Source organism: Xanthomonas sp. NCPPB 1132, from assembly GCF_056629235.1.
In genome coordinates, this window is the sequence record NZ_CM152819.1 from 2,064,420 (window position 1) to 2,087,355 (window position 22,936).

At 69.5% G+C, this 22,936-nt stretch carries 24 protein-coding genes; 11 read left to right on the plus strand and 13 right to left on the minus strand.

What is annotated here, in order from left to right; all coding sequences use genetic code 11:
* Positions 1 to 10 precede the first annotated feature (10 nt).
* The 4 genes from AC1G9L_RS08720 to AC1G9L_RS08735 all read left to right on the plus strand — a co-directional run bounded on the left by AC1G9L_RS08720 (position 11) and on the right by AC1G9L_RS08735 (position 4,596).
* The gene (locus tag AC1G9L_RS08720) at positions 11 to 1,513 is read left to right on the plus strand and encodes an efflux transporter outer membrane subunit (RefSeq protein WP_481071074.1); all 1,503 of its coding nucleotides are present in this window, start codon (positions 11 to 13) and stop codon (positions 1,511 to 1,513) included.
* A gap of 133 nt (positions 1,514 to 1,646) precedes the next feature.
* Positions 1,647 to 2,789: a polyamine ABC transporter ATP-binding protein gene (locus AC1G9L_RS08725; protein ID WP_019802273.1), complete on the plus strand. Its 1,143-nt coding sequence runs from the start codon at positions 1,647 to 1,649 to the stop codon at positions 2,787 to 2,789.
* Positions 2,786 to 3,748 carry an ABC transporter permease subunit gene (locus tag AC1G9L_RS08730; protein WP_019802274.1) on the plus strand — a complete coding sequence of 321 codons (963 nt, stop codon included), beginning with the start codon at positions 2,786 to 2,788 and terminating at the stop codon, positions 3,746 to 3,748. The genes AC1G9L_RS08725 and AC1G9L_RS08730 overlap by 4 nt, the downstream gene beginning before the upstream one ends.
* On the plus strand, positions 3,745 to 4,596 hold the full coding sequence (locus tag AC1G9L_RS08735; RefSeq protein WP_481070733.1) for an ABC transporter permease subunit: 852 nt from the start codon (positions 3,745 to 3,747) through the stop codon (positions 4,594 to 4,596). The genes AC1G9L_RS08730 and AC1G9L_RS08735 overlap by 4 nt, the downstream gene beginning before the upstream one ends.
* Before the next feature lie 155 nt (positions 4,597 to 4,751).
* Here AC1G9L_RS08735 and AC1G9L_RS08740 read toward each other — a convergent pair whose 3' ends face one another.
* Positions 4,752 to 5,774 carry an IS5 family transposase gene (locus AC1G9L_RS08740; RefSeq protein WP_019798968.1) on the minus strand — a complete coding sequence of 341 codons (1,023 nt, stop codon included), beginning with the start codon at positions 5,772 to 5,774 and terminating at the stop codon, positions 4,752 to 4,754.
* A gap of 242 nt (positions 5,775 to 6,016) precedes the next feature.
* Here AC1G9L_RS08740 and AC1G9L_RS08745 point away from each other — a divergent pair, with 242 nt between their 5' ends.
* Positions 6,017 to 7,381, plus strand: coding sequence for an aldehyde dehydrogenase family protein (locus AC1G9L_RS08745; protein ID WP_019801512.1), 1,365 nt, complete (start codon positions 6,017 to 6,019; stop codon positions 7,379 to 7,381).
* Positions 7,382 to 7,552: 171 nt separating this feature from the next.
* Here the strand turns inward: AC1G9L_RS08745 and AC1G9L_RS08750 are convergent, their stop codons facing one another.
* The 10 genes from AC1G9L_RS08750 to AC1G9L_RS08795 form a co-directional block, all read right to left on the minus strand.
* Positions 7,553 to 8,548, minus strand: a complete 996-nt coding sequence (locus tag AC1G9L_RS08750; protein WP_010342143.1) for a magnesium and cobalt transport protein CorA — start codon at positions 8,546 to 8,548, stop codon at positions 7,553 to 7,555.
* Positions 8,549 to 8,598: 50 nt separating this feature from the next.
* On the minus strand, positions 8,599 to 9,759 hold the full coding sequence (locus AC1G9L_RS08755) for a lipoprotein N-acyltransferase Lnb domain-containing protein (RefSeq protein ID WP_481071076.1): 1,161 nt from the start codon (positions 9,757 to 9,759) through the stop codon (positions 8,599 to 8,601).
* Between the two features lie 116 nt (positions 9,760 to 9,875).
* Complete coding sequence (locus AC1G9L_RS08760) at positions 9,876 to 10,757, minus strand: HlyC/CorC family transporter (protein WP_019801191.1); 882 nt, start codon at positions 10,755 to 10,757, stop codon at positions 9,876 to 9,878.
* A gap of 111 nt (positions 10,758 to 10,868) precedes the next feature.
* The gene (locus tag AC1G9L_RS08765; RefSeq protein WP_481070735.1) at positions 10,869 to 11,486 is read right to left on the minus strand and encodes a hypothetical protein; all 618 of its coding nucleotides are present in this window, start codon (positions 11,484 to 11,486) and stop codon (positions 10,869 to 10,871) included.
* A gap of 171 nt (positions 11,487 to 11,657) precedes the next feature.
* Positions 11,658 to 12,143, minus strand: coding sequence for an rRNA maturation RNase YbeY (gene ybeY / locus AC1G9L_RS08770; protein WP_010342139.1), 486 nt, complete (start codon positions 12,141 to 12,143; stop codon positions 11,658 to 11,660).
* A 53-nt stretch (positions 12,144 to 12,196) separates the two neighbouring features.
* Positions 12,197 to 12,322, minus strand: a complete 126-nt coding sequence (locus tag AC1G9L_RS08775) for a hypothetical protein (protein WP_019802362.1) — start codon at positions 12,320 to 12,322, stop codon at positions 12,197 to 12,199.
* 16 nt (positions 12,323 to 12,338) lie between these two features.
* Positions 12,339 to 12,893: a hypothetical protein gene (locus AC1G9L_RS08780; RefSeq protein ID WP_481070737.1), complete on the minus strand. Its 555-nt coding sequence runs from the start codon at positions 12,891 to 12,893 to the stop codon at positions 12,339 to 12,341.
* A gap of 8 nt (positions 12,894 to 12,901) precedes the next feature.
* Positions 12,902 to 13,888, minus strand: a complete 987-nt coding sequence (locus AC1G9L_RS08785; RefSeq protein ID WP_019801675.1) for a PhoH family protein — start codon at positions 13,886 to 13,888, stop codon at positions 12,902 to 12,904.
* Positions 13,889 to 14,254: 366 nt separating this feature from the next.
* Complete coding sequence (locus AC1G9L_RS08790) at positions 14,255 to 14,671, minus strand: hypothetical protein (RefSeq protein WP_481070739.1); 417 nt, start codon at positions 14,669 to 14,671, stop codon at positions 14,255 to 14,257.
* Entirely contained in the window at positions 14,668 to 15,165 is a 498-nt protein-coding gene (locus AC1G9L_RS08795) for an OsmC family protein (RefSeq protein WP_019801674.1), read from the minus strand. The genes AC1G9L_RS08790 and AC1G9L_RS08795 overlap by 4 nt, the downstream gene beginning before the upstream one ends.
* Before the next feature lie 71 nt (positions 15,166 to 15,236).
* Between AC1G9L_RS08795 and AC1G9L_RS08800 the strand changes: the two genes are divergently transcribed.
* The gene (locus tag AC1G9L_RS08800; RefSeq protein ID WP_114960267.1) at positions 15,237 to 15,899 is read left to right on the plus strand and encodes an ArsR/SmtB family transcription factor; all 663 of its coding nucleotides are present in this window, start codon (positions 15,237 to 15,239) and stop codon (positions 15,897 to 15,899) included.
* Positions 15,900 to 15,916: 17 nt separating this feature from the next.
* Here AC1G9L_RS08800 and miaB read toward each other — a convergent pair whose 3' ends face one another.
* Entirely contained in the window at positions 15,917 to 17,341 is a 1,425-nt protein-coding gene (gene miaB / locus AC1G9L_RS08805; RefSeq protein ID WP_019801221.1) for a tRNA (N6-isopentenyl adenosine(37)-C2)-methylthiotransferase MiaB, read from the minus strand.
* 66 nt (positions 17,342 to 17,407) lie between these two features.
* Complete coding sequence (locus AC1G9L_RS08810) at positions 17,408 to 18,022, minus strand: glutathione S-transferase family protein (RefSeq protein WP_481070742.1); 615 nt, start codon at positions 18,020 to 18,022, stop codon at positions 17,408 to 17,410.
* A 76-nt stretch (positions 18,023 to 18,098) separates the two neighbouring features.
* Here AC1G9L_RS08810 and AC1G9L_RS08815 point away from each other — a divergent pair, with 76 nt between their 5' ends.
* The 5 genes from AC1G9L_RS08815 to AC1G9L_RS08835 all read left to right on the plus strand — a co-directional run bounded on the left by AC1G9L_RS08815 (position 18,099) and on the right by AC1G9L_RS08835 (position 22,898).
* The gene (locus AC1G9L_RS08815) at positions 18,099 to 19,073 is read left to right on the plus strand and encodes a helix-turn-helix transcriptional regulator (RefSeq protein ID WP_481070744.1); all 975 of its coding nucleotides are present in this window, start codon (positions 18,099 to 18,101) and stop codon (positions 19,071 to 19,073) included.
* 90 nt (positions 19,074 to 19,163) lie between these two features.
* A complete protein-coding gene (locus AC1G9L_RS08820; protein WP_481070746.1) occupies positions 19,164 to 20,117 on the plus strand; it encodes a transglycosylase SLT domain-containing protein in 954 nt (317 codons plus the stop codon).
* Between the two features lie 146 nt (positions 20,118 to 20,263).
* Positions 20,264 to 20,893 carry a ubiquinol-cytochrome c reductase iron-sulfur subunit gene (gene petA, locus AC1G9L_RS08825; protein WP_010342127.1) on the plus strand — a complete coding sequence of 210 codons (630 nt, stop codon included), beginning with the start codon at positions 20,264 to 20,266 and terminating at the stop codon, positions 20,891 to 20,893.
* Between the two features lie 3 nt (positions 20,894 to 20,896).
* Positions 20,897 to 22,159, plus strand: a complete 1,263-nt coding sequence (locus AC1G9L_RS08830) for a cytochrome b (RefSeq protein WP_010342126.1) — start codon at positions 20,897 to 20,899, stop codon at positions 22,157 to 22,159.
* Entirely contained in the window at positions 22,152 to 22,898 is a 747-nt protein-coding gene (locus AC1G9L_RS08835; protein ID WP_019799729.1) for a cytochrome c1, read from the plus strand. Before AC1G9L_RS08830 ends, AC1G9L_RS08835 begins: the two co-directional genes overlap by 8 nt.
* Positions 22,899 to 22,936: the final 38 nt, after the last annotated feature.

The window sequence follows — 22,936 nt, forward strand, 5'->3', positions numbered from 1 at the left end:
TTCCATGGCCCTGCGTTTTTCCCGCGTTCTCGTCGCCGCCGCGCTGCCCTCGCTGCTGTCGGCCTGCATGCTCGGCCCGGACTACGTGAAGCCGCCGCCGGTGGCGGAGGCAGCGCTGGCGCAGCCGCGGCTGCACCGCGCCGATGCCACGGCGGCCGCCGCCGGCGTGGTGCCGGCGCCTCCGCCGCAGCGCTGGTGGGACACCCTGCAGGACCCGCAGCTGAGCATGCTGGTCGATCAGGCCCTGCAGCACAGCCCCAACCTGCGGGTGGCGCAGGCGCGCCTGCGCGCCTCGCGCGCGCTGGTCGACCAGCGCCACGCCGAGCAGTTGCCCAGCGTCGGCGCCAACGCGGCCTACCTCAACGCGCGCGCGCCGGACGCGCTGACCGACCGCCTGGGCAGCATCGCCGCCGGCACCGGCCAGCCGGTGGAGATCGATCCGCGCATGCAGCTCTACAGCGTCGGCATCGATGCCAGTTGGGAGCTGGATTTCTTCGGCCGCCGCCGCCGCGCCAGCGAAGGCGCACTGGCCGACGCCCAGGCCGACGAGGCCGACCTGGCCGACACGCAGGTGCAGATCGCCGCCGAAGTGGGGCAGGCCTACCTGGGCTACCGCAGCACCCGTGCACGCATGACCATCGCACAGCGCAACCTGGAGGCCGCCCGGCAGACCCTGCAACTGACCCGCCAGCGCCGCGAGCGCGGCGCCGACGCCGACCTGCAGGTGGAACGCGCGCAGGCGCAGCTGCAGCAGCAGGAAGCGGTGTTGCCGGACCTGCAGGCGCAGGCGCAGGTGGCGCTGGACCAACTGGCGCTGATGATCGGCCGTGAGCCGGGCGCGCTCGACGCCGAGCTGGCCGCGGACCGGCCGTTGCCGACGCTGCCGGCGACGGTGCCGGTGGACGATGCCGGCGCGCTGATCCGCCGTCGCCCGGACGTGCGCCGCGCCGAGCGTCAGTTGGCCTCGTCCTCGGCGAAGATCGGCGAAGCGCTGACAGCGTATTTCCCGCAAGTGCGGCTGCTCGGCAACATCGGCATGGCCGCGACCTCGCCGGGCGATCTCGGTCGCGATGCGCTCAACAGCGTGGTGGCGCCGTTCCTGCAATGGTCGATCTTCGATTTCGGCGGCACCCGCGCCAAGGTCGAGCAGGCCCGCGCCGGCAATGAAGCGCGGCTGGCGGCGTATGAGGGCACGGTGCTGGCCGCGTTGCAGGACGCCAACGGCGCACTGGCGCGGTTCGGCGCCGCGCGTCAGCAGGCGTTGGCGGCGGACAAGGCCGCCGCCTCGGCGGATCGCTCGGCCGCGCTGCTGCAGCAACGCTATGCCGCTGGCGCCTCGTCGCTGATCGATGCGCTGGACGTGCAGCGCCAGCAGGCCTCGGCCCAGGACAGCGCGCTGCAGGCGCACACCCAGGTGCTGCTGCGCTACGTGGCCCTGCAGAAGAGCCTGGGCCTGGGCTGGGCGGCACCGGAGGCACCGGCGTCCGCACCAGCGCCAGTCACGAGGCAGTAAGCGCACCGTTTTTGCGAATCCCCAATCCCGACTCCCGAATCCCACCCGCCCACCGCTACACTGATATCCACCGCGCCACGGTCGCCGCCGCATCGGCGCTGCGCACGACGGCGTGCTTCACGGGGAATCACCGATGGCGTTGAGCGAAGCGAGAACCGACCATCTGCTGGCGCCGCCGCCGGCCAGGGGCGCCGGCTATGTGTCCATCGCCGGGCTGCGCAAGGAGTTCGACGGCTTCGTCGCGCTGGACGACATCGACCTGGACATCGGCCAGGGCGAGATCTTCGCGCTGCTCGGCGGCTCCGGCAGCGGCAAGTCCACGCTGCTGCGCTGCCTGGGCGGGTTCGAGCAGCCCAGCCGCGGCCGTATCGTGCTCGACGGCCAGCCGCTGGATGGGCTGCCGCCGTACCAGCGTCCGCTCAACATGATGTTCCAGTCCTATGCGCTGTTCCCGCACATGAGCGTGGAGCAGAACATCGCCTTCGGGCTGAAGCAGGACGGGCTGTCGCGCAGCGCCATCGCCAGCCGCGTCGGCGAGATGCTGGAGCTGGTACGGCTGGGCACGCTCGGCAAGCGCAAGCCGCACCAGCTCTCCGGCGGCCAGCAGCAGCGCGTGGCGCTGGCGCGCTCGCTGGCCAAGCGACCCAAGCTGCTGCTGCTGGACGAGCCGATGGGCGCGCTGGACAAGAAGCTGCGCTCGCAGATGCAGCTGGAGCTGGTGTCCATCATCGAGACCTCGGGCGTGACCTGCGTGATGGTCACCCACGACCAGGAGGAGGCGATGACCATGGCCACGCGCATCGCGCTGATGGAGCAGGGCCGCATCCGTCAGGTCGGCACGCCGGGCGACATCTACGAGTCGCCGAACAGCCGTTTCGTCGCCGAGTTCATCGGCTCGGTGAACATGTTCGAGGGCCGCATCGGCGAGGACCACCCCGACCACGTGACCGTGCTGTGCCCGCAGTTCCCGGTGCCGATCTACATCAGCCACGGCATCACCGGCGTGGAAGGGCAGGAGGTGGCGTTCGCGGTGCGCCCGGAGAAGGTCTGGATCACCAAGGGCGAACCGGAGCAGACCTACAACAAGGCGCGCGGCACCATCGAGGACATCGCCTATTTCGGCAGCCACTCGATCTTCCACGTACGTCTGCCCAGCGGCATCCGCGTGCAGTCCAACTTCGCCAACCAGAAACGCTGGGACAGCGAAGGCATGACCTGGGGCGACACGGTGTGGGTGTCGTGGGACGACAACGACGGCGTGGTGCTGACCGCATGAGCGCGCCCGTCGTGCCGGTGCCGCCCGAGCCGACGCCGCGGCGGCGCCTGCCGCAGCGCCTGCGTCTGCACTCGCTGCCGGCGATGCGCTGGCTGGTGATCGCCGCGCCGTACCTGTGGTTGCTGCTGTTCTTCGCGATCCCGTTCCTGATCGTGCTGCGCATCTCCTTCGCCGAGCAGGCGATCAGCAGCCCGCCGTACAGCGCACTGCTGGAGTTCCGCGACGGCGTGCTGACGCTGAAGCTGACCCTGCAGAACTACCTGGCGCTGCTGCGCGACCACCAGTACATCGAGGCCTACTGGGGCTCGATCAAGATCGCCGGCATTTCCACCGTGCTGACCCTGCTGATCGGCTACCCGATGGCCTACGCGATCGCGCGGCTTTCGCCGTCGGCGCGCAACATCGCGATGATGCTGGTGGTGCTGCCGTCGTGGACCTCGTTCCTGATCCGCGTCTACGCCTGGATCGGCATCCTCGACAGCAACGGCGTGCTCAACCGCGCGCTGCTGGCGCTGGGCCTGATCGATGCGCCGCTGCACATCCTGTACACGCCGGTCGCCGCCTACATCGGCATCGTCTACTGCTACCTGCCGTTCATGGTGCTGCCGCTGTACGCGACCCTGGTCAAGCTCGACCAGCGCCTGCTCGAGGCCGCCTACGATCTCGGCGCGCCGCCGTGGAAGGCGTTCCTGACCGTGACCCTGCCGCTGTCGCGGCCGGGCATCGTCGCCGGCTGCATGCTGGTGATGATCCCGGCAGTGGGCGAATTCGTGATCCCGGAAATGCTCGGCGGCCCGGACACGCTGATGATCGGCCGCGTGCTGTGGGGCGAGTTCTTCAACAACCGCGACTGGCCTACCGCTTCGGCGGTGGCGATCGCGATGCTGGCGCTGCTGATGGTGCCGATCCTGATCTTCAACCGCTACCAGCAGCGCCAGCTCGAAGGCGGGCAGGCATGAGCGGCGTGCGCGGCGGCATGGGCGCGGTGCTGCGCTGGACGGTGCTGGGAGCCGGCTTCGCCTTCCTGTACCTGCCGATCCTGCTGCTGATGGTGTATTCGTTCAACGCCTCCAAGCTGGCGACCGTGTGGGCCGGCTTCTCCACCAAGTGGTACGGCGAGCTGCTGCGCGACCGGCAGATCCTGCAGGCGGCGTGGATCAGCCTGAAGGTGGCGTTCTGGACCGCCACCGCATCGATGGTGATCGGCACGCTGGCGGCGATGGCGATGACCCGCTTCCGCCGCTTTCCCAGCAAGAGCCTGTTCGGAGCCTTGGTGACCGCGCCGCTGGTGATGCCGGAAGTGATCATCGGCCTGTCGATCATGATGATGCTGGTGTCGATGGGCGGCGTGCTCGGCATCCCGCCCAAGGGCGTGGTGGCGATCTGGGCGGCGCATGTCACCTTCACCCTGTCCTTCGTCACCGTGGTGGTGTCCTCGCGCCTGCAGGAGCTGGACCGCTCGCTGGAGGAGGCGGCGATGGACCTGGGCGCCAACCGGCTGAAGGTGTTCTTCCTGATCACCGTACCCATCATCGCCCCGGCGCTGGTGTCGGGCTGGCTGCTGGCGTTCACCCTGTCGCTGGACGACGTGGTGATCGCCAACTTCGTCGCCGGCCCGGATTCGACCACGCTGCCGATGACCGTGTTCTCCTCGGTGCGCATGGGCTTGAAGCCCAAGATCAACGCCCTGGCCACGCTGATGGTGCTGGCGGTCTCGATCGCCGCATTCATCGGCTGGTGGCTGATGGCGCGCAGCGAAAAGCGCCGCCAGCGCGACATCCAGCTTGCCCAGCAGCAGGCGGGCTAGGGCGTTGCCTTGCTCCGCGTAGGAGCGGCTTTAGGGCACCTCGAACAACCTGCCACGACCTGGAGCCAGGGGCAGCATCTGTCGCAACGGCACCAGAGCGGCGCCTGATCGTGGTGGTTGGGAGGCTGAGGTGGCCGCTCGGCCACCTCAGCCGATCACGCCGGCACCATGGCCCGCTCCTGTAGCCGTGCCAGCCGCATCACGTTATGGCTGGCGACCTTCAGCCCGATCACCACCTTTGCCCGCGCCAAGCCGATGCAGCGTACGAACTTGCCGCCTTGTTGGGCCAAGCGCGCAAACGGGTGCTCGCCGAACACCCGATCCTTGGCAATGCGACGGTTCCGGCGCTTTGCTGCCTCGCTCAAGGGCTTGCGTGCCTGCCCTTGATGTTGGATCGCGGGGCGGTAACCACGCTTTTTCAGGTCTGCTTCTCGCGCTGCATCGGCATACCCGCTATCGGCCCATACCGTGCGGCCGGTGTTGTCCGGGTCCAGCACCTGCTCGAAGTGGCGGCTGTCGTGCACGTTGGCCGCGCTCACGTCGTAGCGGCGGATGAAACCCCAGCGGCGGTCCGTGCTGGCGTGCAGCTTGTAGCCGTAGAACGTCACCCCATGCTTCCTGGTCCAGCGTGCCTGCACGTCTTTCTGCGCACGCTTGGCATCACTCCAGTCCTGGCCGACGTCATCGCCCTGCTTGATCTGCGCGTTCTCCTCGCGCGTGTTGCGCTGGATCGGAGCGCTGACGATGCTGGCGTCGATGATCTGACCGCCGCGGGCAATGAACCCAGCACGTTGCAATTGCTCACCGATCGCCGTGCTGATGTCGCCCATCAGATCCTTGGTCTTGAGCCGTTCGCGCCACACCCAGATCGTCTTGGCGTCGGGCACCTTGCCGCTGTGTTCCAGTCCAAGGAATTGCTGGAAGCTGCGCCGATCCAGCACCTGATACTCCAGCGCATCGTCGGAGAGGTTGTACAACTGCTGCAACAGCAGCAGCTTGATCATCATCTGCGTCGGCCAAGCCGGACGGCCGCCGCGCTTGCCGGTACCCAAGGACAGCTTCGCGTCTACGGCGTGAGCAATCCCGGCAAAGTCGATATGCCGTGACAGCAGAGCCAGAGGATCGCCGATCTGCTGCCGCTTGGCTTCGCGTTCGTGGCCGGCAAACAGGCTGATCATCGTGGCGTCCTCGGCGTGTTCTCCAGACCAATGATGCCAAAGGTGGGGTTTTTAGAGGTGCCCTTTAGCCGCGACCGGGGCCTTCCGACAACGCCCCGTCGCGGCTGATCCCGAAAAGGGGACAAGAGCCGCTCCTACGGAAATGGCGGAACACTGTGAGCCATCGCACGCGGCGCCATCGCCACGTCGCGGCAACGTCCACGGCGCTAGGCTGACCGGACATTTTTCCAGGAGTCCGCGCGATGCCTTACGACACCGTCAATCCGGCCACCGGCCAGGTCGAATACAGCCTCGAGCTGATGGATGCCGCCGCCGTCGAACAGCGCCTGGCCGCTGCGGCGCAGGCATTCCCCGGCTGGGCGGCGACCCCGCTGGAACAACGCGGCGCGCTGCTGCGCAAGGCCGGTGCGCAATTGCGCGAACAGCGTGACGCCATCCAGCGGGTGATGACCGCGGAAATGGGCAAGCTGCGCAAGGAGGCCCTGGCCGAACTCGACAAGTGCGCCGCGGCTTGCGACTACTACGCCGAGCACGCGGCCGGGTACCTGCGCGAACAAGCGGTGGCCACCGATGCACAGCGCAGCTACGTGCGCTACGAGCCGCTGGGCTGCGTGCTGGCGGTGATGCCGTGGAACTTCCCGATCTGGCAGGTGTTCCGCTTCCTGGCGCCGGCGCTGATGGCCGGCAACGTCGCTCTGCTCAAGCACGCCAGCAACGTGCCGCGCTGCGCCGACGCGATCCGCAAGGTGCTGGCCGACGCCGGCGTGCCAGATGGGGTGTTCGACGTGCTGCACATCGACAACGACCAGGCTGCCGAGGTGCTGCGCGACGCGCGGGTGGCTGCGGTCACCCTGACCGGCAGCGAACGCGCCGGTCGCTCCATCGCCGCCAATGCCGGTGGGCAGCTGAAGAAGTGCGTGATGGAACTGGGCGGCAGCGACGCCTTCGTGGTGCTGGACGACGCCGACCTCGATGCCACCGTCGCCGCAGCGGTGAAGTCGCGCTTCGACAACGCCGGCCAGACCTGCATCGCGGCCAAGCGCTTCGTGGTGGTGGAGGCGATCGCCGAGGAATTCGTGCGCCGCTTCGTCGCCGCCGCGGCCGAGCGCCGCCTCGGCGATCCGCAGGACGAGGCGACCACGCTGGCGCCAATGGCGCGGCAGGATCTGCGCGACGAACTGCACAAGCAGGTACAGGCCAGCATCGCCAAGGGGGCCAAGCCGCTGCTCGGTTGCGAGCCGGAACGCGGCAGCCACGCCGGCTATCCGGCCTCGATCCTCGACCAGGTGGCGCCGGGCATGCCGGCCTACGACGAGGAACTGTTCGGCCCGGTCGCGGCGATCCTGCGCGTGGCCGACGAAGCCGAGGCGGTGCGCGTGGCCAACGACACCACCTTCGGCCTCGGCGGCAGCGTCTGGACCGCCGACCGCGCCCGCGGCGAGCGCGTGGCCTGCCAGCTGCAATGCGGCGCCGCCTTCGTCAACGCCATCGTCAAGAGCGACGTGCGCCTCCCGTTCGGCGGCATCAAGCGCTCCGGCTTCGGCCGCGAACTGGCCGAGCATGGCATCCATGAGTTCATGAACATCAAGTCGGTGTATGTGGCTTGAGTTGGGAATCGGGAATGGAGAATTGGGAATGGGAGAAGCGGCGGCGCCTGATGGCGCCGTCTGTCACGGATGATTGCTGCACGCCTAACGATGCAGCGTTACATCATGCCTGCGGCGCGCCGTCCATTCCCGATTCCCGTTTCTCCATTCCCGCCGCCGCTGCGCGGCGGCTTACAACCACCTCGCCCGCTTGAACGCCACATACAGCGCCACGCACACCGCGGCCACGCCGCCGACCATCAGCGGGTAGGCCCAGGGCCATTCCAGTTCCGGCATCTGCTTGAAGTTCATGCCGTACCAGCTGGTGATCAGGGTCGGGGCGGCGAGCAGGGCGGCCCAGGCGCCGAGGCGCTTGACCGTTTCGCCCTGGGCCAGGGTGACCAGCGACAGGTTCACGCTCAGAGCGGTGCCGAGCATTTCGCGCAGGGTGTCGATGGCGTCGTTGGTGCGCACCGCATGGTCGAGCACGTCGCGCACGTACAGCCGCACTTCCTCGGCGATCAGCGGACCGGGGTGGCGCTTGAGGTGCGCCAGCACGTCCTGCAGCGGCGCTACCGCCAGACGCATCTGGTTGAGTTCGCGCTTGAGTTCGTACAGGCGGATCGCGGTGTCGCGGCGGTACGACTCGGCGAAGATGTCGGCCTCCAGCCGTTCCAGGCTCTGCCGGAAGGCATCGAGGATCGGCTGGTAGTTGTCCACCACGTAGTCCAGCACCGCGTACAGCGCGTACGACGGGCCCAGTTTCATCAGCGAGGCCTCGCGTTCCAGCCGCTCGCGCACCGGTGCGTAGGGCAGCGAGGCGCCGTGACGCACGGTCAGCAGGAAGCGCTCGCCGAGGAAGGCATGGGTCTCGCCGTAGACGATGCGCTCGTCGATCACCTGCGCGGTATGCACCGCCAGGAACAGCGAGTTGCCGAAGGCCTCGACCTTGGGCCGCTGGTGCGCCTTGCGGGTGTCCTCGATCGCCAGTTCGTGCAGCTGGAATTCCTCCTTGAGCTGCTGCAGCACCGCGTCGCCGGGCTCGTACATGCCGACCCAGACGAAGCCGTCGTCGTGGCCGGCCAGCACGTCGCTGATCTGTTCCAGGGCGATATCGTGGCGGCGGCCGTGGCCGTCGTAGTGCACGCAGTTGATGACGCAGGCGGGATTGGCGGTCGCGGAGGCCATGGCGGGAGCGGGTTCGGCGGAGACGCGCGGGGCGAGTGGCGTCGACGGTATCAGCGCTGCGGGCGAGGGCGGGTGAGCGCCCAGGCCAGCGCCGCGTGCACCGGCAGCAGCAGCGCGATCCATTGCAGGTTGAACTGCGGCTGCAGCATCGACAGCCAGTGGATCAGCAGCGCGGCGCCTGCCAGCGCCACCACCAGCCACAGCAGCACGTCGAACCAGCGCCCCGGACTGCGCCCGCACAGCAGCGCCACGCCGCCGACCAACAGCGGCAGGCACAGCGGATCCAGCAGCAACAGGTTGCGGTTGCCCCAGGCGGCGCGATGCTCGCTGAAGCCCCACAGGTACAACAGGACCGCGCCGCCCAGCGCGCACAGCAGCCAGAACGGCAGCGCCAGCGCGGCCAGCCAGCGCGGGCGGCGGCCCAGCGCCAGCACGCCCGCCGCCGCGGCCAGCCCGACCAGCAGCCACGGCCACCAGTGCCGCAATTGTTCCGGCGGCTCCGGCGGCAGCCGCTGCGGCAGCAACTGCTGGCGCGCCTGCACCAGCGGGCGGCCTTCGCTGTTGCGCACCTCGTTCAGGCTTTCGGCCAGGCGCATCGGCACGAAGGCCTCTTCCCAGCGCGACAGCGGCTTGTCGGCGTACGGGCCCAGGCCCAGGTCGAAGCCCAGCCACATCCACGGCGCCGGCGAGGCCAGGCGCACCGATTCGCTGCGGTAGGTGTTGCCGCGCGAGCGGCCGGACAGCTGCGCGTGCAGCGCCCCGCCCATGGCCCGGTCCAGCGCGTCGCGCACCATCGTGGCGCAGTTGGCGGTGTAGTAGTCGTAGCGGTAGCGGGCGTTCTCAGGCCGTGCGCGCCAGGCCAGCGCCTGCTGCAGCGCGCGTGCCTGCGCCGGAGCCAGGTCCAGCCACTGGATGTCGACGCCGCGGCCGGCCTCGCGGTACTGCTCCAGGTCCTCCTGCAGCGGCAGCGCAACCAGGTAGTAGCGCATGTCGCCGGCGGCGAAGCGGCCGACGAAGCCCGGTTCGCTGGGGTCGAAGAAGCCGAAGTTGTAGGAGGTGGCCTGGCCGCTGCGCGGGTCGAGCACCACGATGGCGTCGTGGCCGAAGCGCTCGAAGAACACTTCGCCGGGCTGCATCGTGGCCACGCCGATGCGCGGCGCCGGGTCGCTAGCGTCGGCTGGCGATCCTGTCGGCGCCGGCGGGCCGGCCAGCGGCGGCGGGGCCGCCGGATCCGCGGGCGGGGTCTGCGCGAACGCCAACCCGGCCCACAGCGCCAGCAGCAGTCCCAGCCAGTACGCCGCGCGCGTGCGCGGTACGGTGTACGCGCTCAAGCGCCGTCCTGCTCGGCAGGCGGCAGGATGGTGACGTGGAACGCCTGCACCCGGCGCGCGTCGGCCTTCGCCACACGGAAGGCGAATCGGCCCAGGGTCAGTTCCTCGCCGGTCTCGGGCAGGTGGCCGATGGCCTCGGTGACCAGCCCGCCGACGGTGTCGTAGTCGTCGTCCGGGAAGTCGGCGCCGAAGCGCTCGTTGAAATCCTCGATCGGGGTCAGCGCATCCACCACGTACTGGCCGTCGGCCTGCGCGGCGATCAGCGAGGCCTCGTCCTCGGCATCGTCGTGCTCGTCGTCGATGTCGCCGACGATCTGCTCCAGCACGTCCTCGATGGTCACCAGCCCGGCCACGCCGCCGTACTCGTCGACCACGATCGCCATGTGGTTGCGCGAGAGCCGGAACTCCTTGAGCAGCACGTTGAGCTTCTTCGACTCGGGAATCAGCACCGCCGGGCGCAGCAGTTCGCGCACCGTGCCCGGGCCGTGGTCGGCGACCACGCCGCGCAGCAGGTCCTTGGCCAGCAGGATGCCGAGGATGTCGTCCTTGTTCTCGCCGTGCACCGGGAAGCGCGAGTGGCCGGATTCGACCACCTGCTTCATCAGGTCGAGGAAGCGCGACTCCACCGGCAGCGACACCATCTGCGCGCGCGAGACCATCACGTCGCCGACGGTGAGTTCGGAGACCGACAGTGCGCCCTCCATCATGCGCAGCGTGTCGGCGGCGATCAGGCCGTCGTGCTGCGCGTCGCGCAGCACCTCGACCAGATCGTCGCGGGTGTGCGGGTCGCCGGAGAACACCGAGGTCAGGCGTTCCAGCCAGCCGCGGCGCTTTTCGTGGGGTTCGGGGGAGGAGCTACTCGGTCCGTCTTCAGACATGTTCTGTGGTCAGGCGCCCGGTCGAACGGGCGGTAGCCGCAAGTCTAGCAGGGCGGTCGCGACAGCATCGCGACGCCGGCGGCGCGTGCCGGCAGGCCCGCCGGCGCGGGTTCAGCCGCCCTTGGGCGGCGTGTGCAGCGCGTCCGGCGCCGGGGGCGCGCCCGGCTCCTCGGGCAGGTCCAGGCTGTAGCTGCAGCCGGCCAGGGTCTTGCCGGGGTGCGATTTCACCGTGGACACGCTGAGGATGATCGACTCGATCATCGGCTCGCCGGTCTTGGGGTCGTGCACGTCGCGGCTGAGCACCTCGCGGCCGAACATGGCCTTCTCCGGCGTATCCACCGCCGCTTCCAGATTCAGGCGCTTGGCCAGCGGCCGCGGGTCGGGCAGGTCCAGGATCGCCATCACGCTGGCGCCGGAGAAGGCGATCTGCTCGCTGCTGTAGCCGAACACCTGGATCGGCCGGACCAGGGCGTACTCGGTCATGAACGGGTTGGACTGCGGCAGCGGCCGCCAGCCGTGCGCCACCGCCTTCAGCGGATCGGCCAGCAGCGGCGCCAGCGCGGCGAAGTCGGCCTCGTGCTGGCGGCATTCCAGCAGCGCCGGCAGGTCGATGGCCGGATCGGCAGCCGTGGCGGCGGCAGGCGTTGCAGTGGGCGGCGCGGCAGGCGCGGCGACAGCCGCAGGGATGGCGCAGGCGAGCGCGAGCAGGACGAGCGAGGGACGGATCAACGCACGGAACCTCGAAGCAGAACGGGGCTGCGGCGATCGCCGCGCGGCCACGTTACCGCCGGGGCTCGCGCTTGACCAGCGCGGGGCGGGTGGGGGACACACGAGCCCCTCTCCCCCCGGGAGAGGGGTTGGGGTGAGGGTAGGTCGCCGCAGAGGGCGTGGGATCTCGGATCAACGCTCGCCGGCGTAGGGGTCTGAGACGCCGAGGTCGGCCAGGATCTCGCGTTCCAGCTGCTCCATCGCCTCGGCTTCCTTGTCGTCCTCGTGGTCCCAGCCGAGCAGGTGCAGCACGCCGTGCACGGTCAGGTGCGCGTAGTGCGCGTTGAGCGGCTTGTCCTGTTCGGCGGCTTCGCGCGCCACCACCGGCGCGCAGATCACCAGGTCGCCGAGCAGCGGCAGCTTCACGCCCTTCGGCAGCCCCTCGGGCAGTTCGGCCGGGAAGCTGAGCACGTTGGTGGCGTAGTCCTTGCCGCGGTAGTGCTGGTTGAGGGCGCGGCCTTCGCGGTCGTCGACCAGGCGGATCGCCAGGTCGGCCTCGCGGATGCGGCCTTTCAGCGCCGCGGCGACCCATTTGCGGAAGCTCGTCGCCGCCGGCAACCCGGCACGGGGCAGGGCGTAGCTGACGCCGACATCGAGGCGGACGGGACCTTTGGTCATGGCGGAACGGCCGGGTGCAGCGGTGGGGTGGACAGTATCGCGCTAACGCACGCTCAGGGCGACGCCCAGTCGCCGGCGTCGTAGGCGATCTCGATCACAGCGGCGTTGTCCGCCGTGCGATCGATGCCGGCGTCCGCGGCGGAGTTGCCGCCACTGCGCGCCTTGCCCAGCAGCGGCAAGCGCGCGGCAGCAGGCTCACGTCACGCATGCGACCAGGAACAGCAGCGGGGTCTTTTCGTCGTCGATGCGGTAGGCCAGGCTGCCCATCGGGCCTCGCTGGCACTGCGGATTGTCGCGCCGGATGTCCACCGTGGCGGCGAAGCGCCCCGACGCGGGCAGCCACACCGCGGCCTGGCCGTGTTCGAGCAGTTGGCCGACGAGGTAGAAGCTGTCCGCTGGCACCTTTGCGTAGGCCAGCGCATTGCAGCCGAAGCGGTCGCGTGTCACGCCGGCGCCTTCGGCCGCATCGAGCAGCGCCTGCGCCCGGGTGCCGGCGATCCAGGCCAGGCGTTGCGCTTCGCTGCCGCGCGGCGCAGTCGGCGAAGTGCGGGCGATCGCCGCGGCGCGCTCGAGCACATCGCGCGGCAGGCCGATGCTGGCGGTGTCCTGCACGATCGTCAGGCACGGCGGGGTCAGCGATTGCGCCAGGGCGCTGCGCTGCGGCGCCGGATCCTGCGCTGGCGTTGTGTCGGGCGTCTGGCCGCCGGCACTGCCGGCCACGCCGAGCAGCGTTGCCAGCAGGGTGGGCACGACGCGGATCACGCGGTGGGGCCGCTGGCGCGGTCGACGACGTCGCGCTTCTCGTAGGCGTTGACGATGCGCGCCACCAGCGGATGCCGGACCACGTCGCGCGCCTCGAAGAAGGTGAAGCTGACCCCGTCCACCTCTTGCAGCACCTCGATGGCATCGCGCAGGCCGGACTTGACGTGCTTGGGCAGGTCGATCTGGGTCAGGTCGCCGGTGACCACCGCGGTGCTGCCGAAGCCGAGGCGGGTCAGGAACATCTTCATCTGCTCGATGGTGGTGTTCTGCGCCTCGTCCAGGATCACGTAGGCGTCGTTGAGGGTGCGCCCGCGCATGTACGCCAGCGGCGCGATCTCGATGACGTTCTTCTCCAGCAGCTTGATCACCTTCTCCACGCCCAGCATCTCGTACAGCGCGTCGTACAGCGGGCGCAGATAGGGGTCGACCTTCTGGCTGAGGTCGCCGGGCAGAAAGCCCAGCTTCTCGCCGGCCTCCACCGCCGGGCGCACCAGGATCAGCCGCTGCACCCGCGATTCGTTCAGCGCTTCCACCGCGCTGGCCACGGCCAGGAAGGTCTTGCCGGTACCGGCCGGGCCGATGCCGAAGTTGATGTCGTGGGTGGCGATCTGGTGCAGGTACTTGGCCTGGTTGGCGCCGCGCCCGCGCACCGTGCCGCGCTTGACCTTGATCGCCACCTCCTGCGGCTGGTAGGCGCGCTGCGCCACCTGGTCGACGTTGGACTGGTTGAGCCGCAGGTGGATTTCCTGGTCGTCGAAGACGACGTGGTCGGCCTCGGCGTACAGCGCCTGCAGCAGGCGCTCGGCCGCCGCCACCGCCGGCTCCGGCCCGGTCACCCGGTACACGTTGCCGCGGTTGGAGATCTCCACGCCCAGGCGCAGTTCGATCTGCCGCAGGTGCGCATCGAACGGACCGGCCAGGTTGGCCAGGCGCTCGGTGTCGGCGGGATCCAGGGTGAAGTCGCGTTGCGCAGGGGTGGTCATGGCGGGCGCGCGCCGCCAGCGGCGACGTCGAAAAAAAGAGGGGCGCAAAGGGTAGCGCGCAGCGCGTAGCCGGGCCAGTGAAGGGGCGCGGCGGCGGCGTCGGCGTGTGCACGTGGCGCCGTCGAGTTGCCCCTTGCCGGTCCGCGCACGCCTCGGTGCACGCCAAGATCGCGACGTGCGCGACGTGGCGATGGCAACGTTGTCCACAATGGATGTGGATCGATTGTCCAAAAGCCTGTGGACAACCGTGCGAACGCCTTGCCGCGCAAGGCGCAGGCCCGCGGTGGCGAAAAAAACCGCAGCGCACGGGCCGCGGACCGTGCGTGGCCGCGGCGCTCGTCCTCCCGGAATCGGTGGCGGCGGGCCTTAGCGACAGCGACCGCCGCCGCGCGCGTCGCGGGCCTGCATCCACGCGTCCGCGACCGCCCGCGCACCGGCAAGGTCGTCCACCACCAGCACCAGTTGACCGTGGTGATCGCTGTACTGCACGGCGATGTCGATGCCGGCGTCGCCGAGCAGGCCGGTCAGCAAGCCCAGTTGTCCCGGCGTGTCCTGGTCCAGGCGCAGCAGCACCGCGGGGCGCTCGGCGGCAATGCGCATCCCGTGCGCCTGCAGTGCGTCGCGTACCGGCGCGGCGGCATCGAACAGGAAGTGCGCGACCGCGTTGCCGCCCACCCGCCACGCGCCGCCACCTTCGATGCTGATGCCGGCCGCGCCCAGCGCCTTGGCCATCGCCGCCAGTGCGCCGGGGCGATCGTCGAGATGGATCTCCACGTCCTTCATCGCAGCGCCTCCGCCGTCGCCTCGCCGTGCACGATCGTCGCCTCGCAACGCACCGCCACCGCGCAGCTGTTGGCGATGAAGCACTGCGCGTGCGCCTGTGCGTGCAGCGCGTGCGCGCGGGCCGCATCGCTGTCCGCGGCAATGGTCACCCGCGGCGCCAGCGCCACCTCGCGAAAGCGCCCGCCGCGGCCGGGATGCAGCTCCAGCCAACCTTGCGCCTGGTCGTCGTAGGCCAGGACCCGGATGCCGGCATGCGCGCACAGCGCCAGGTAGGTCAGCATGTGGCAGGCGGCGAGGGCGCCGACGAACAGGTCTTCCGGGTTGTGCAGCGCCGGGTCGCCGCGGAACGCCGGATCGGCGCTGCCCGTCAGCGCCGCTTTGCCGGGAACCTGCAGCGTGTAGTCGCGTCCGTAGCCTGTGTAGTCGGCGGTGCCGTTGCCGCGGTTGCCGGTCCAATGCAACTGCGAAGCGTAGTGGTGCAGCGTGTCGGCCATGTGCCTGCCTCGTATGGGAAGCGGGCAAGGTAGGCGCCAGCGCGGTGCCATGCTTCGTCTAGAATCGAAGCATGAGCGAAGCCACACCGCTGTCCCGTGTCGCCTTCCTGCTGGGCGACGCCGCGCGCAGCCGCATGCTGGCGGCGTTGATGAGCGGACAGGCGCGCACCGCCACGGAACTGGCCCTGGACGGCGGCGTGGCGCCGTCCACCGCCAGCCAACATCTGACGCAACTGGTCGAGGCCGGCCTGCTCGCGGTGGTGCGCCAAGGCCGGCACCGCTATTTCCGCCTCGCCGATGCGCAGGTTGCCGCGGCAGTCGAGGCGATGATGGGGCTCGTGCCGCCGCAGACCCGGCGGGTCGGCCCGGCGGATTCCGGCCTGCGCCGGGCGCGGGTGTGCTACGACCACCTCGCCGGCGAACTGGCGATCCGCTGGCGCCAGCAGATGGAGGCGCGCGGGCACCTGCTGTGCAGTGACGGCATGGCGCTGAGCGCGTCCGGCACGGCCTGGTGTACGGCGATCGGCATCGACGTGGCGGCGCTGCGTGCGTCGCGCCGGCCGGTGTGCCGGCCGTGCCTGGACTGGAGCGAGCGCCAGGACCATGTCGCCGGTGCGCTGGGCGGCGCCTTGCTTCGCTATCTGCTCGACACCGGCCTGGCCCGGCGCGTGCCGGATTCGCGGGTGGTGCAGATCGGCCCGCGCGGCGAGCGCTTCCTCAGCGCGCTCGACTAGCGCGCGCCCGCCGCCGCTCAGGCCGCGGCGTCGTCCTCGGCCAGGTGCAGGCGGCCGCGCAGCGAATTGCTCAGCGCCTCGGTGATCGTCACGTCGACGAACTGGCCGATCAGGCGCGGGTGGCCGGGGAAGTTCACCGAGCGCATGTTCTCGGTCTTGCCGGTCAGCTCGGCCGGGTTCTTCTTCGACGGGCCTTCCACCAGCACGGTCTGCACGCTGCCGATCATCCCCTGCGAGATCGTCTGCGCATGCGCATTGATGTGCGCCTGCAGCCGCGCCAGCCGCGCGTGCTTGACCGCCTCGGGGGTGTCGTCTTCCAGGTCGGCGGCGGGCGTGCCCGGGCGCCGCGAATAGATGAAGGAGAAGCTCTGGTCGAAGCCCACGTCCTCGATCAGCTTCATGGTCTTGTCGAAGTCGGCGTCGCTCTCGCCGGGGAAGCCAACGATGAAGTCCGAGCTGATCGAGATGTCCGGGCGCACCGCGCGCAGCTTGCGGATCTTCTGCTTGAACTCCAGCGCGGTGTAGCCGCGCTTCATCGCGCTGAGGATGCGGTCGCTGCCGGCCTGCACCGGCAGGTGCAGGTAGTTGGCCAGCTGCGGCACGTCGCGGTAGGCCTCCACCAGCGAGTCGCTGAATTCCAGCGGATGCGAGGTGGTGAAGCGGATGCGGCCGATGCCCTCGATCTGCGCGATGCTGCGGATCAGCAGGCCCAGGTCCGCGTATTGCGCTTCCTCGCCGGCCTCGGCGTCGGCATAGGGGCCACGGTAGGCGTTGACGTTCTGGCCGAGCAGGTTGATCTCGCGCACGCCCTGTGCGGCCAGTTGCGCCACTTCCACCAGCACGTCCTCGAACGGCCGGCTGATCTCCTCGCCGCGGGTGTAGGGCACCACGCAGAACGAGCAGTACTTGGAGCAGCCTTCCATGATCGACACGAAGGCCGACGGGCCTTCGGCACGCGGTTCCGGCAGGCGGTCGAACTTCTCGACCTCCGGGAAGCTGATGTCCACCTGCGACTTGCCCGATTCGCGCCGCGCACGGATCAGCTCAGGCAGCCGGTGCAGGGTCTGCGGGCCGAACACCAGGTCCACGTAGGGCGCGCGCTTGACGATGGCTTCGCCTTCCTGCGAGGCGACGCAGCCGCCGACGCCGATGATCACCGGCTTGCCGCCGGCCTTCAGCGCCTTCCAGCGGCCGAGCTGGCTGAACACCTTTTCCTGCGCCTTCTCGCGGATCGAGCAGGTGTTGACCAGGACCACGTCCGCTTCTTCGGGATTGTCGGTCAGCTCCAGGCCTTCGGACGCGGCGAGTACGTCGGCCATCTTGGCCGAGTCGTACTCGTTCATCTGGCAACCGTGGGTCTTGATGTACAGCTTGCCGCGCACCGGCGCGGGTGCGGCGGCGGTGCCGGCGGAGGGCAGGGGATGCAGGACGGTCCCGGGCATGGCGCTTAATCCAGGCGGGTGGAAAGGAAGCCGGCTAGTCTACCCCTGCCGGCGCGCGGGCGCAGGTCATCCTGCCGCGTCCACCGCCAGCGCGCGCTGCACCGCCGGCCGCGCGGCCATCCGCGCGGCGTAGGCGCGGGTCGGCGCCGGCGAGTCGAGCAGGCCGAACTGCAGCATCCAGCCCAGCGCGCTGCCCCACAGCACGTCGGCGGCGCTGCAACGCGCGCCGAGCAGGTAATCGCCGCGTGCCAGTTGCGCGTCCACCACCGCCAGCACGGTATCGCAGTCGGCATAGGGCGACATCGCCCGCGGCGGCGGTTCGCGCTTGAGCGCGCGGTCGACCAGCGCCGGCTCGAAGCAGGCGCCGTAGAACGCCAGCCAGCGCAGGTAAGGCCCGCGCAGCGGGTCGCCGATCGGCGGTGCCAGCCCGGCTTCGGGATACAGGTCGGCCAGGTAGGGGTAGATCGCGCCCTGTTCGGTCACCACCGCGCCGGCGTGCACGATCGCCGGCACCTTGCCCATCGGGTTGATCGCCAGGTAGTCCGGCGCCAGTTGCGCCTGCCGGTCGAAGTCGATGCGCTGGATGGCGTAGTCGGCGCCCAACTCCTCGAGCAGGATCAGCACGCCGCGCGAGCGCGAACGCGGGTTGTGGAACAGGGTGATGTGGCGGTCGCTGGTCATGGGCGGCTCCTGGCTGGTCGGTGCGAACACCCTAGACCCCATTGCGGACAGATCCTGTCCGCAATAGCGTGCACCGATGTCATCGCCCGCCGCCCGCCTGTTGCGCCTGATCGCTTTGCTGCAGACCCGCCGGCTGTGGTCCGGCGCCGAGCTGGCCGAGCGGCTCGGCGTGGACCGGCGCAGCCTGCGCCGCGACGTGGAGCGGCTGCGCGCGCTGGGCTACGCCGTGGAGGCCGCGGCCGGGGTCGGCGGCGGCTACCGGCTGGCGGCCGGCGCGCAGATGCTGCCGCTGCTGTTCGAGGAGGACGAGGCGGTGGCGGTCGCGGTGGCACTGCGCGCGGCCTGCGCCAGCATGGCCGGTCTGGAGGACACCGCGGTGCGGGTGTTGGCCAAGCTCGAACCGCTGCTGCCGGCGCGGGTGCGCCAGCGCGCCGACGCCTTGCAGGGGGCGACCCTGGCGCTGGGCCAGGACCCGCTGCGGCCGGACACGCGGGTGCTGATCGGCGTCGCCAGCGCCTGCCGCGACCGTCGGCTGCTGGGTTTCGTCTATCGCGATCACGGCGGCCATGCCAGCCAGCGCCTGGTCGAGCCGCTGCGCCTGGTCAACGCCGGCCGCCGCTGGTACCTGCTGGCCTGTGACCGTGACCGCGGCGACTGGCGCACCTTCCGCGCCGAGCGCATCGTGCCGCCCCTGCAGCTCGGCGCGGCGGTGGCATTGCGCCTGCCGCCGCAGGACGCAGCGGCCATGGTCGATGCGGCGATCCGCTACAGCCCGCAGGCGCTGGGCTACGCGCTCAGCGTGCGGCTGCGCGGCAGTGCCGCCGAGCTGGGGGCGCGCATTCCATTGTGGTGCGGCACCCTGCAGGACGAGGCCGATGGCCACTGCCGGCTGTCGCTGCTGGCCGACGCGGTGCCGTGGCTGGCGGCGCAGCTGCTGACCATCGATGTGCCGTTCGCCGGGCTGCAGGCCGAACCCGACGTGCTGGCGGCGCTGCGCAGGACCCTGAACGCGTTGCTGGAGCAGCTTCCGGCGCCGGTGCCCGAGGAATAGGCGCCCGGGCCCGCCGGCGACCATGCCTCGCGGCGGTGCCGGGATGGCGCGCACTTGGCAAGCGCCGGGGAAGTTGGGACACTCGCCGCCATGAAGGGGATGCTGTGGCTCCTGGGGCTGGGATTCGCCACGTTGACGGCTGCGCCGGCCAGCGCCGGCACCCTGTACAAGTGCACTGGCAGCGACGGCGTGCCCAGCTACGGCAGCAAGCGCGTGTCCGGCGCCAGTTGCAGCGTGATCGGCCGCTATACCCCCGACCGCCGCGCCGCGCGTGCCACTCCGGCGCCTGCGCCGGCCAAGGCCAGTGTCGAGCGCTCGAGCCGCGGCGTCATCGCCACTGCCGGCACGGTGGCGCCGGCCACCCTGATCAGCGCCCCGGTCGCCGCGCCGGCCCCGGTCACCGCCAACGCCGTGCCCAGCCGGGTCGCCCCGGTATCGCCCGGCAACAGCGGCGCGCCACGGCGCCTGGTCAGTGGCCAGCTGTATTCGTACATGAAGGACGGCGTGCGCCACTACACCAGCGCGCGCCCGACCCAGGTCGCCAATCTCGGTGCGGTGCGCACGATCCGCTACAGCTTCATGGAGACCTGCTACGCCTGCGCCAATCCCGGGGTCAACTTCGGTGCGGTACGCCTGAACACCACCGCCTACCAGAGCGAGATCGCCGCGGCCGCGCGCGAGTACGGGGTCGACGAGGCGGTGGTGCGCGCCATCATCCATGCCGAATCCGCCTACAACCCGATGGCGCTCAGCCGCGCCGGTGCGCAGGGGCTGATGCAGTTGATGCCGCCGACCGCACGCCGCTTCGGCGTCAGCGATTCGTTTGATGCAGCGCAAAACATTCGCGGTGGCGTGCAGTACCTGGCGTGGCTGCTGAAGCGCTTCAACGGCAACCTCAGCCTGGCCGCGGCCGGCTACAACGCCGGCGAGGGCGCGGTAGACAAACACGGCGGGATCCCGCCGTACAGCGAAACCCAACGCTACGTGCAACGGGTGGGCGTGCTCGCCGAGCGCTATCGCGGCGTGCTGGCGACCGCGCATTGAGCCATCGCCGCGGCCCGGCAGGAGGCGTCGCGCGTCCATTGTCGTCGCGTTAAGGGTTCCGCTACACTGCAGTGGATTCAGTGCGGCTCGACCCCCACCGAGCTGCTGGCAGCCTCACGCTACCCAATCACAGATCGGAGTGCCGGATGGCCAACGATGGGGTCAACGATTCTGTAAACGCAGGACGCCGCCGCTTTCTCACCGCCACCACGTCCGTCGTGGGCGCGGTCGGTGCGGGGTTCGTGGCGGTTCCTTTCATCAAGTCCTGGAATCCGAGCGCAAAGGCCAAGCTGGCCGGCGCGCCGGTCACCGCCGACATCAGCGCCCTGCAGGAAGGGCAGCGCCTGATCCTGGAATGGCGCGGCCAGCCGATCTGGATCGTCAAGCGCTCCAAGGCGATGCTCGATGCGTTGCCGTCGCTGGACAGCCGGCTCAAGGATCCGGAGTCCACCAACAAGGACCAGCAGCCGGACTACGTGCTGAAGAACCCGGAGTACCGCTCGATCAAGCCCGACGTCTCGGTGCTGGTCGGCCTGTGCACGCACCTGGGCTGCTCGCCGGAAATGGTCGCCGAGATCCGCCCCGAACCCTACGACCCCGACTGGAAGGGCGGCTATTTCTGCCCCTGCCACAAGTCGCGCTTCGACATGTCCGGCCGCGTGTTCCAGGGCGTGCCGGCGCCGATCAACCTGCTGGTGCCGCCGCACCACTACCAGGACGACAACACGCTGGTGATCGGCGTGGACCCGAGCGCGTCCGCGAAGGGAGGGGCGTAAGTCATGGCCGACAACATCCTCACCCGCACCGCGGGCAACGTGTTCGACTGGGTCAACGAGCGTGCTCCGGGGCTGATGCCGTTCTACCGCAAGCACGTCACCGAGTACTACGCGCCGAAGAACTTCAACCTCTGGTACTACTTCGGCTCGCTGGCGATGGTGGTGCTGGTCAACCAGATCGTCACCGGCATCTTCCTGACGATGCACTACAAGACCAGCGCGGCCGAGGCGTTCAACTCGGTCGAGTACATCATGCGCGACGTCGAGTGGGGCTGGCTGATCCGCTACATGCACTCCACCGGCGCCTCGCTGTTCTTCATCGTGGTGTACCTGCACATGTTCCGCGGGCTGATGTACGGCAGCTACAAGAAGCCGCGCGAGCTGGTGTGGATCCTGGGCATGCTGATCTACCTGGTGCTGATGGCCGAGGCCTTCATGGGCTATGTGCTGCCCTGGGGGCAGATGTCGTTCTGGGGCGCGAAGGTGATCATCTCGCTGTTCGGCGCGATCCCGGTGATCGGCAACGGCCTGACCGAGTGGATCATGGGCGACTACCTGCCGTCCGACGCCACCCTCAACCGCTTCTTCGCCCTGCACGTGATCGCGCTGCCGCTGGTGCTGCTGCTGCTGGTGGTGCTGCACCTGGGCGCGCTGCACGAGGTCGGTTCCAACAATCCCGACGGCGTGGAGATCAAGAAGGGGCCCAAGGGCAATCGCTGGAACCCGAACAAGCCGGCCGACGGCATCCCGTTCCATCCGTACTACACGGTCAAGGATCTGGTGGGCGTCGGCTTCCTGCTGATGATCGGCGCCTTCATCATCTTCTTCGCCCCCGGCTTCGGCGGCCTGTTCCTGGAGCACGACAACTTCACCGAGGCCAACCGCCTGGTGACGCCGGAGCACATCAAGCCGGTCTGGTACTACACCCCTTACTACGCGATGTTGCGGGTGGTGCCGAACAAGCTCGGCGGCGTGCTGGTGATGTTCTCGGCGATCGCGATCCTGTTCCTGGTGCCGTGGCTGGACCGCGCCAAGGTCAAGTCGATCCGCTACCGCGGCTGGATCTCGCGGGTGATGCTGGGGATTCTTGCGGTGTGCTTCGTCTGGCTGGGCGTGATCGGTTCCGGCCCGGGCACCGAGATCATCGAGACCTACATCGGCCGCGTGCTGACCGTGCTGTATTTCGCCTTCTTCCTGACGATGCCGATATGGACCTCGCTGGATCGAACCAAGCCGGTGCCGGAGCGGGTGAGCAGCCATGACTAAGCGCCTGATCGCCGTGCTCGCCGGCTTCGCGTCGGCTTTGCTGCTGTCCGCCTCGGCCATGGCCGCCGAGGGTGCCGCCACCCTGCAGGCCGGCAACGACCTGGGCGACCGCGCCTCGCTGCAACGCGGCGCCAAGCTGTTCATGAGCTACTGTTCCGGCTGCCATTCGCTGAAGTACCTGCGCTACCAGCGCATGGCCGAGGATCTGGGCCTGAGCGAGGACGAGGTGATGCACAACCTCAACTTCACCGGCGCAAAGATCGGCGAACACATCGAGACGGCGATGCCACACGATGCGGCGACCAAGTGGTTCGGCAAGGCGCCGCCTGACCTGAGCCTGATCGCCCGCGTGCGCGGCACCGATTGGGTCTACACCTACCTCAAGTCGTTCTATCTCGACCAGTCGCGGCCGCTGGGCTGGAACAACAAGCTGTTCGCCAACGCCTCCATGCCCAATCCGCTGTGGGACCTGCAGGGCCTGCAGCAACCGGTGTACGGCAAGGCCGAGCAGCCGGGCGTGGACAAGCCGGTGGAGCGGCTGCAACTGGCCATGCCGGGCAAGCAGAGCCCGGCCGAGTTCGACCAGACGGTGCGCGACATCAGCAATTTCCTCGAGTACGCCAGCGAACCGGCGGCGCTGAAGCGGCAGAACCTGGGCGTGTGGGTGGTGCTGTTCCTGGCGCTGCTGACCTTCCTGGCCTACCTGCTCAAGAAGGAATACTGGAAGGACGTGCATTGAGCGGCGGCCGTTCCGGCCGCATCCCGGCTGCACCGTTG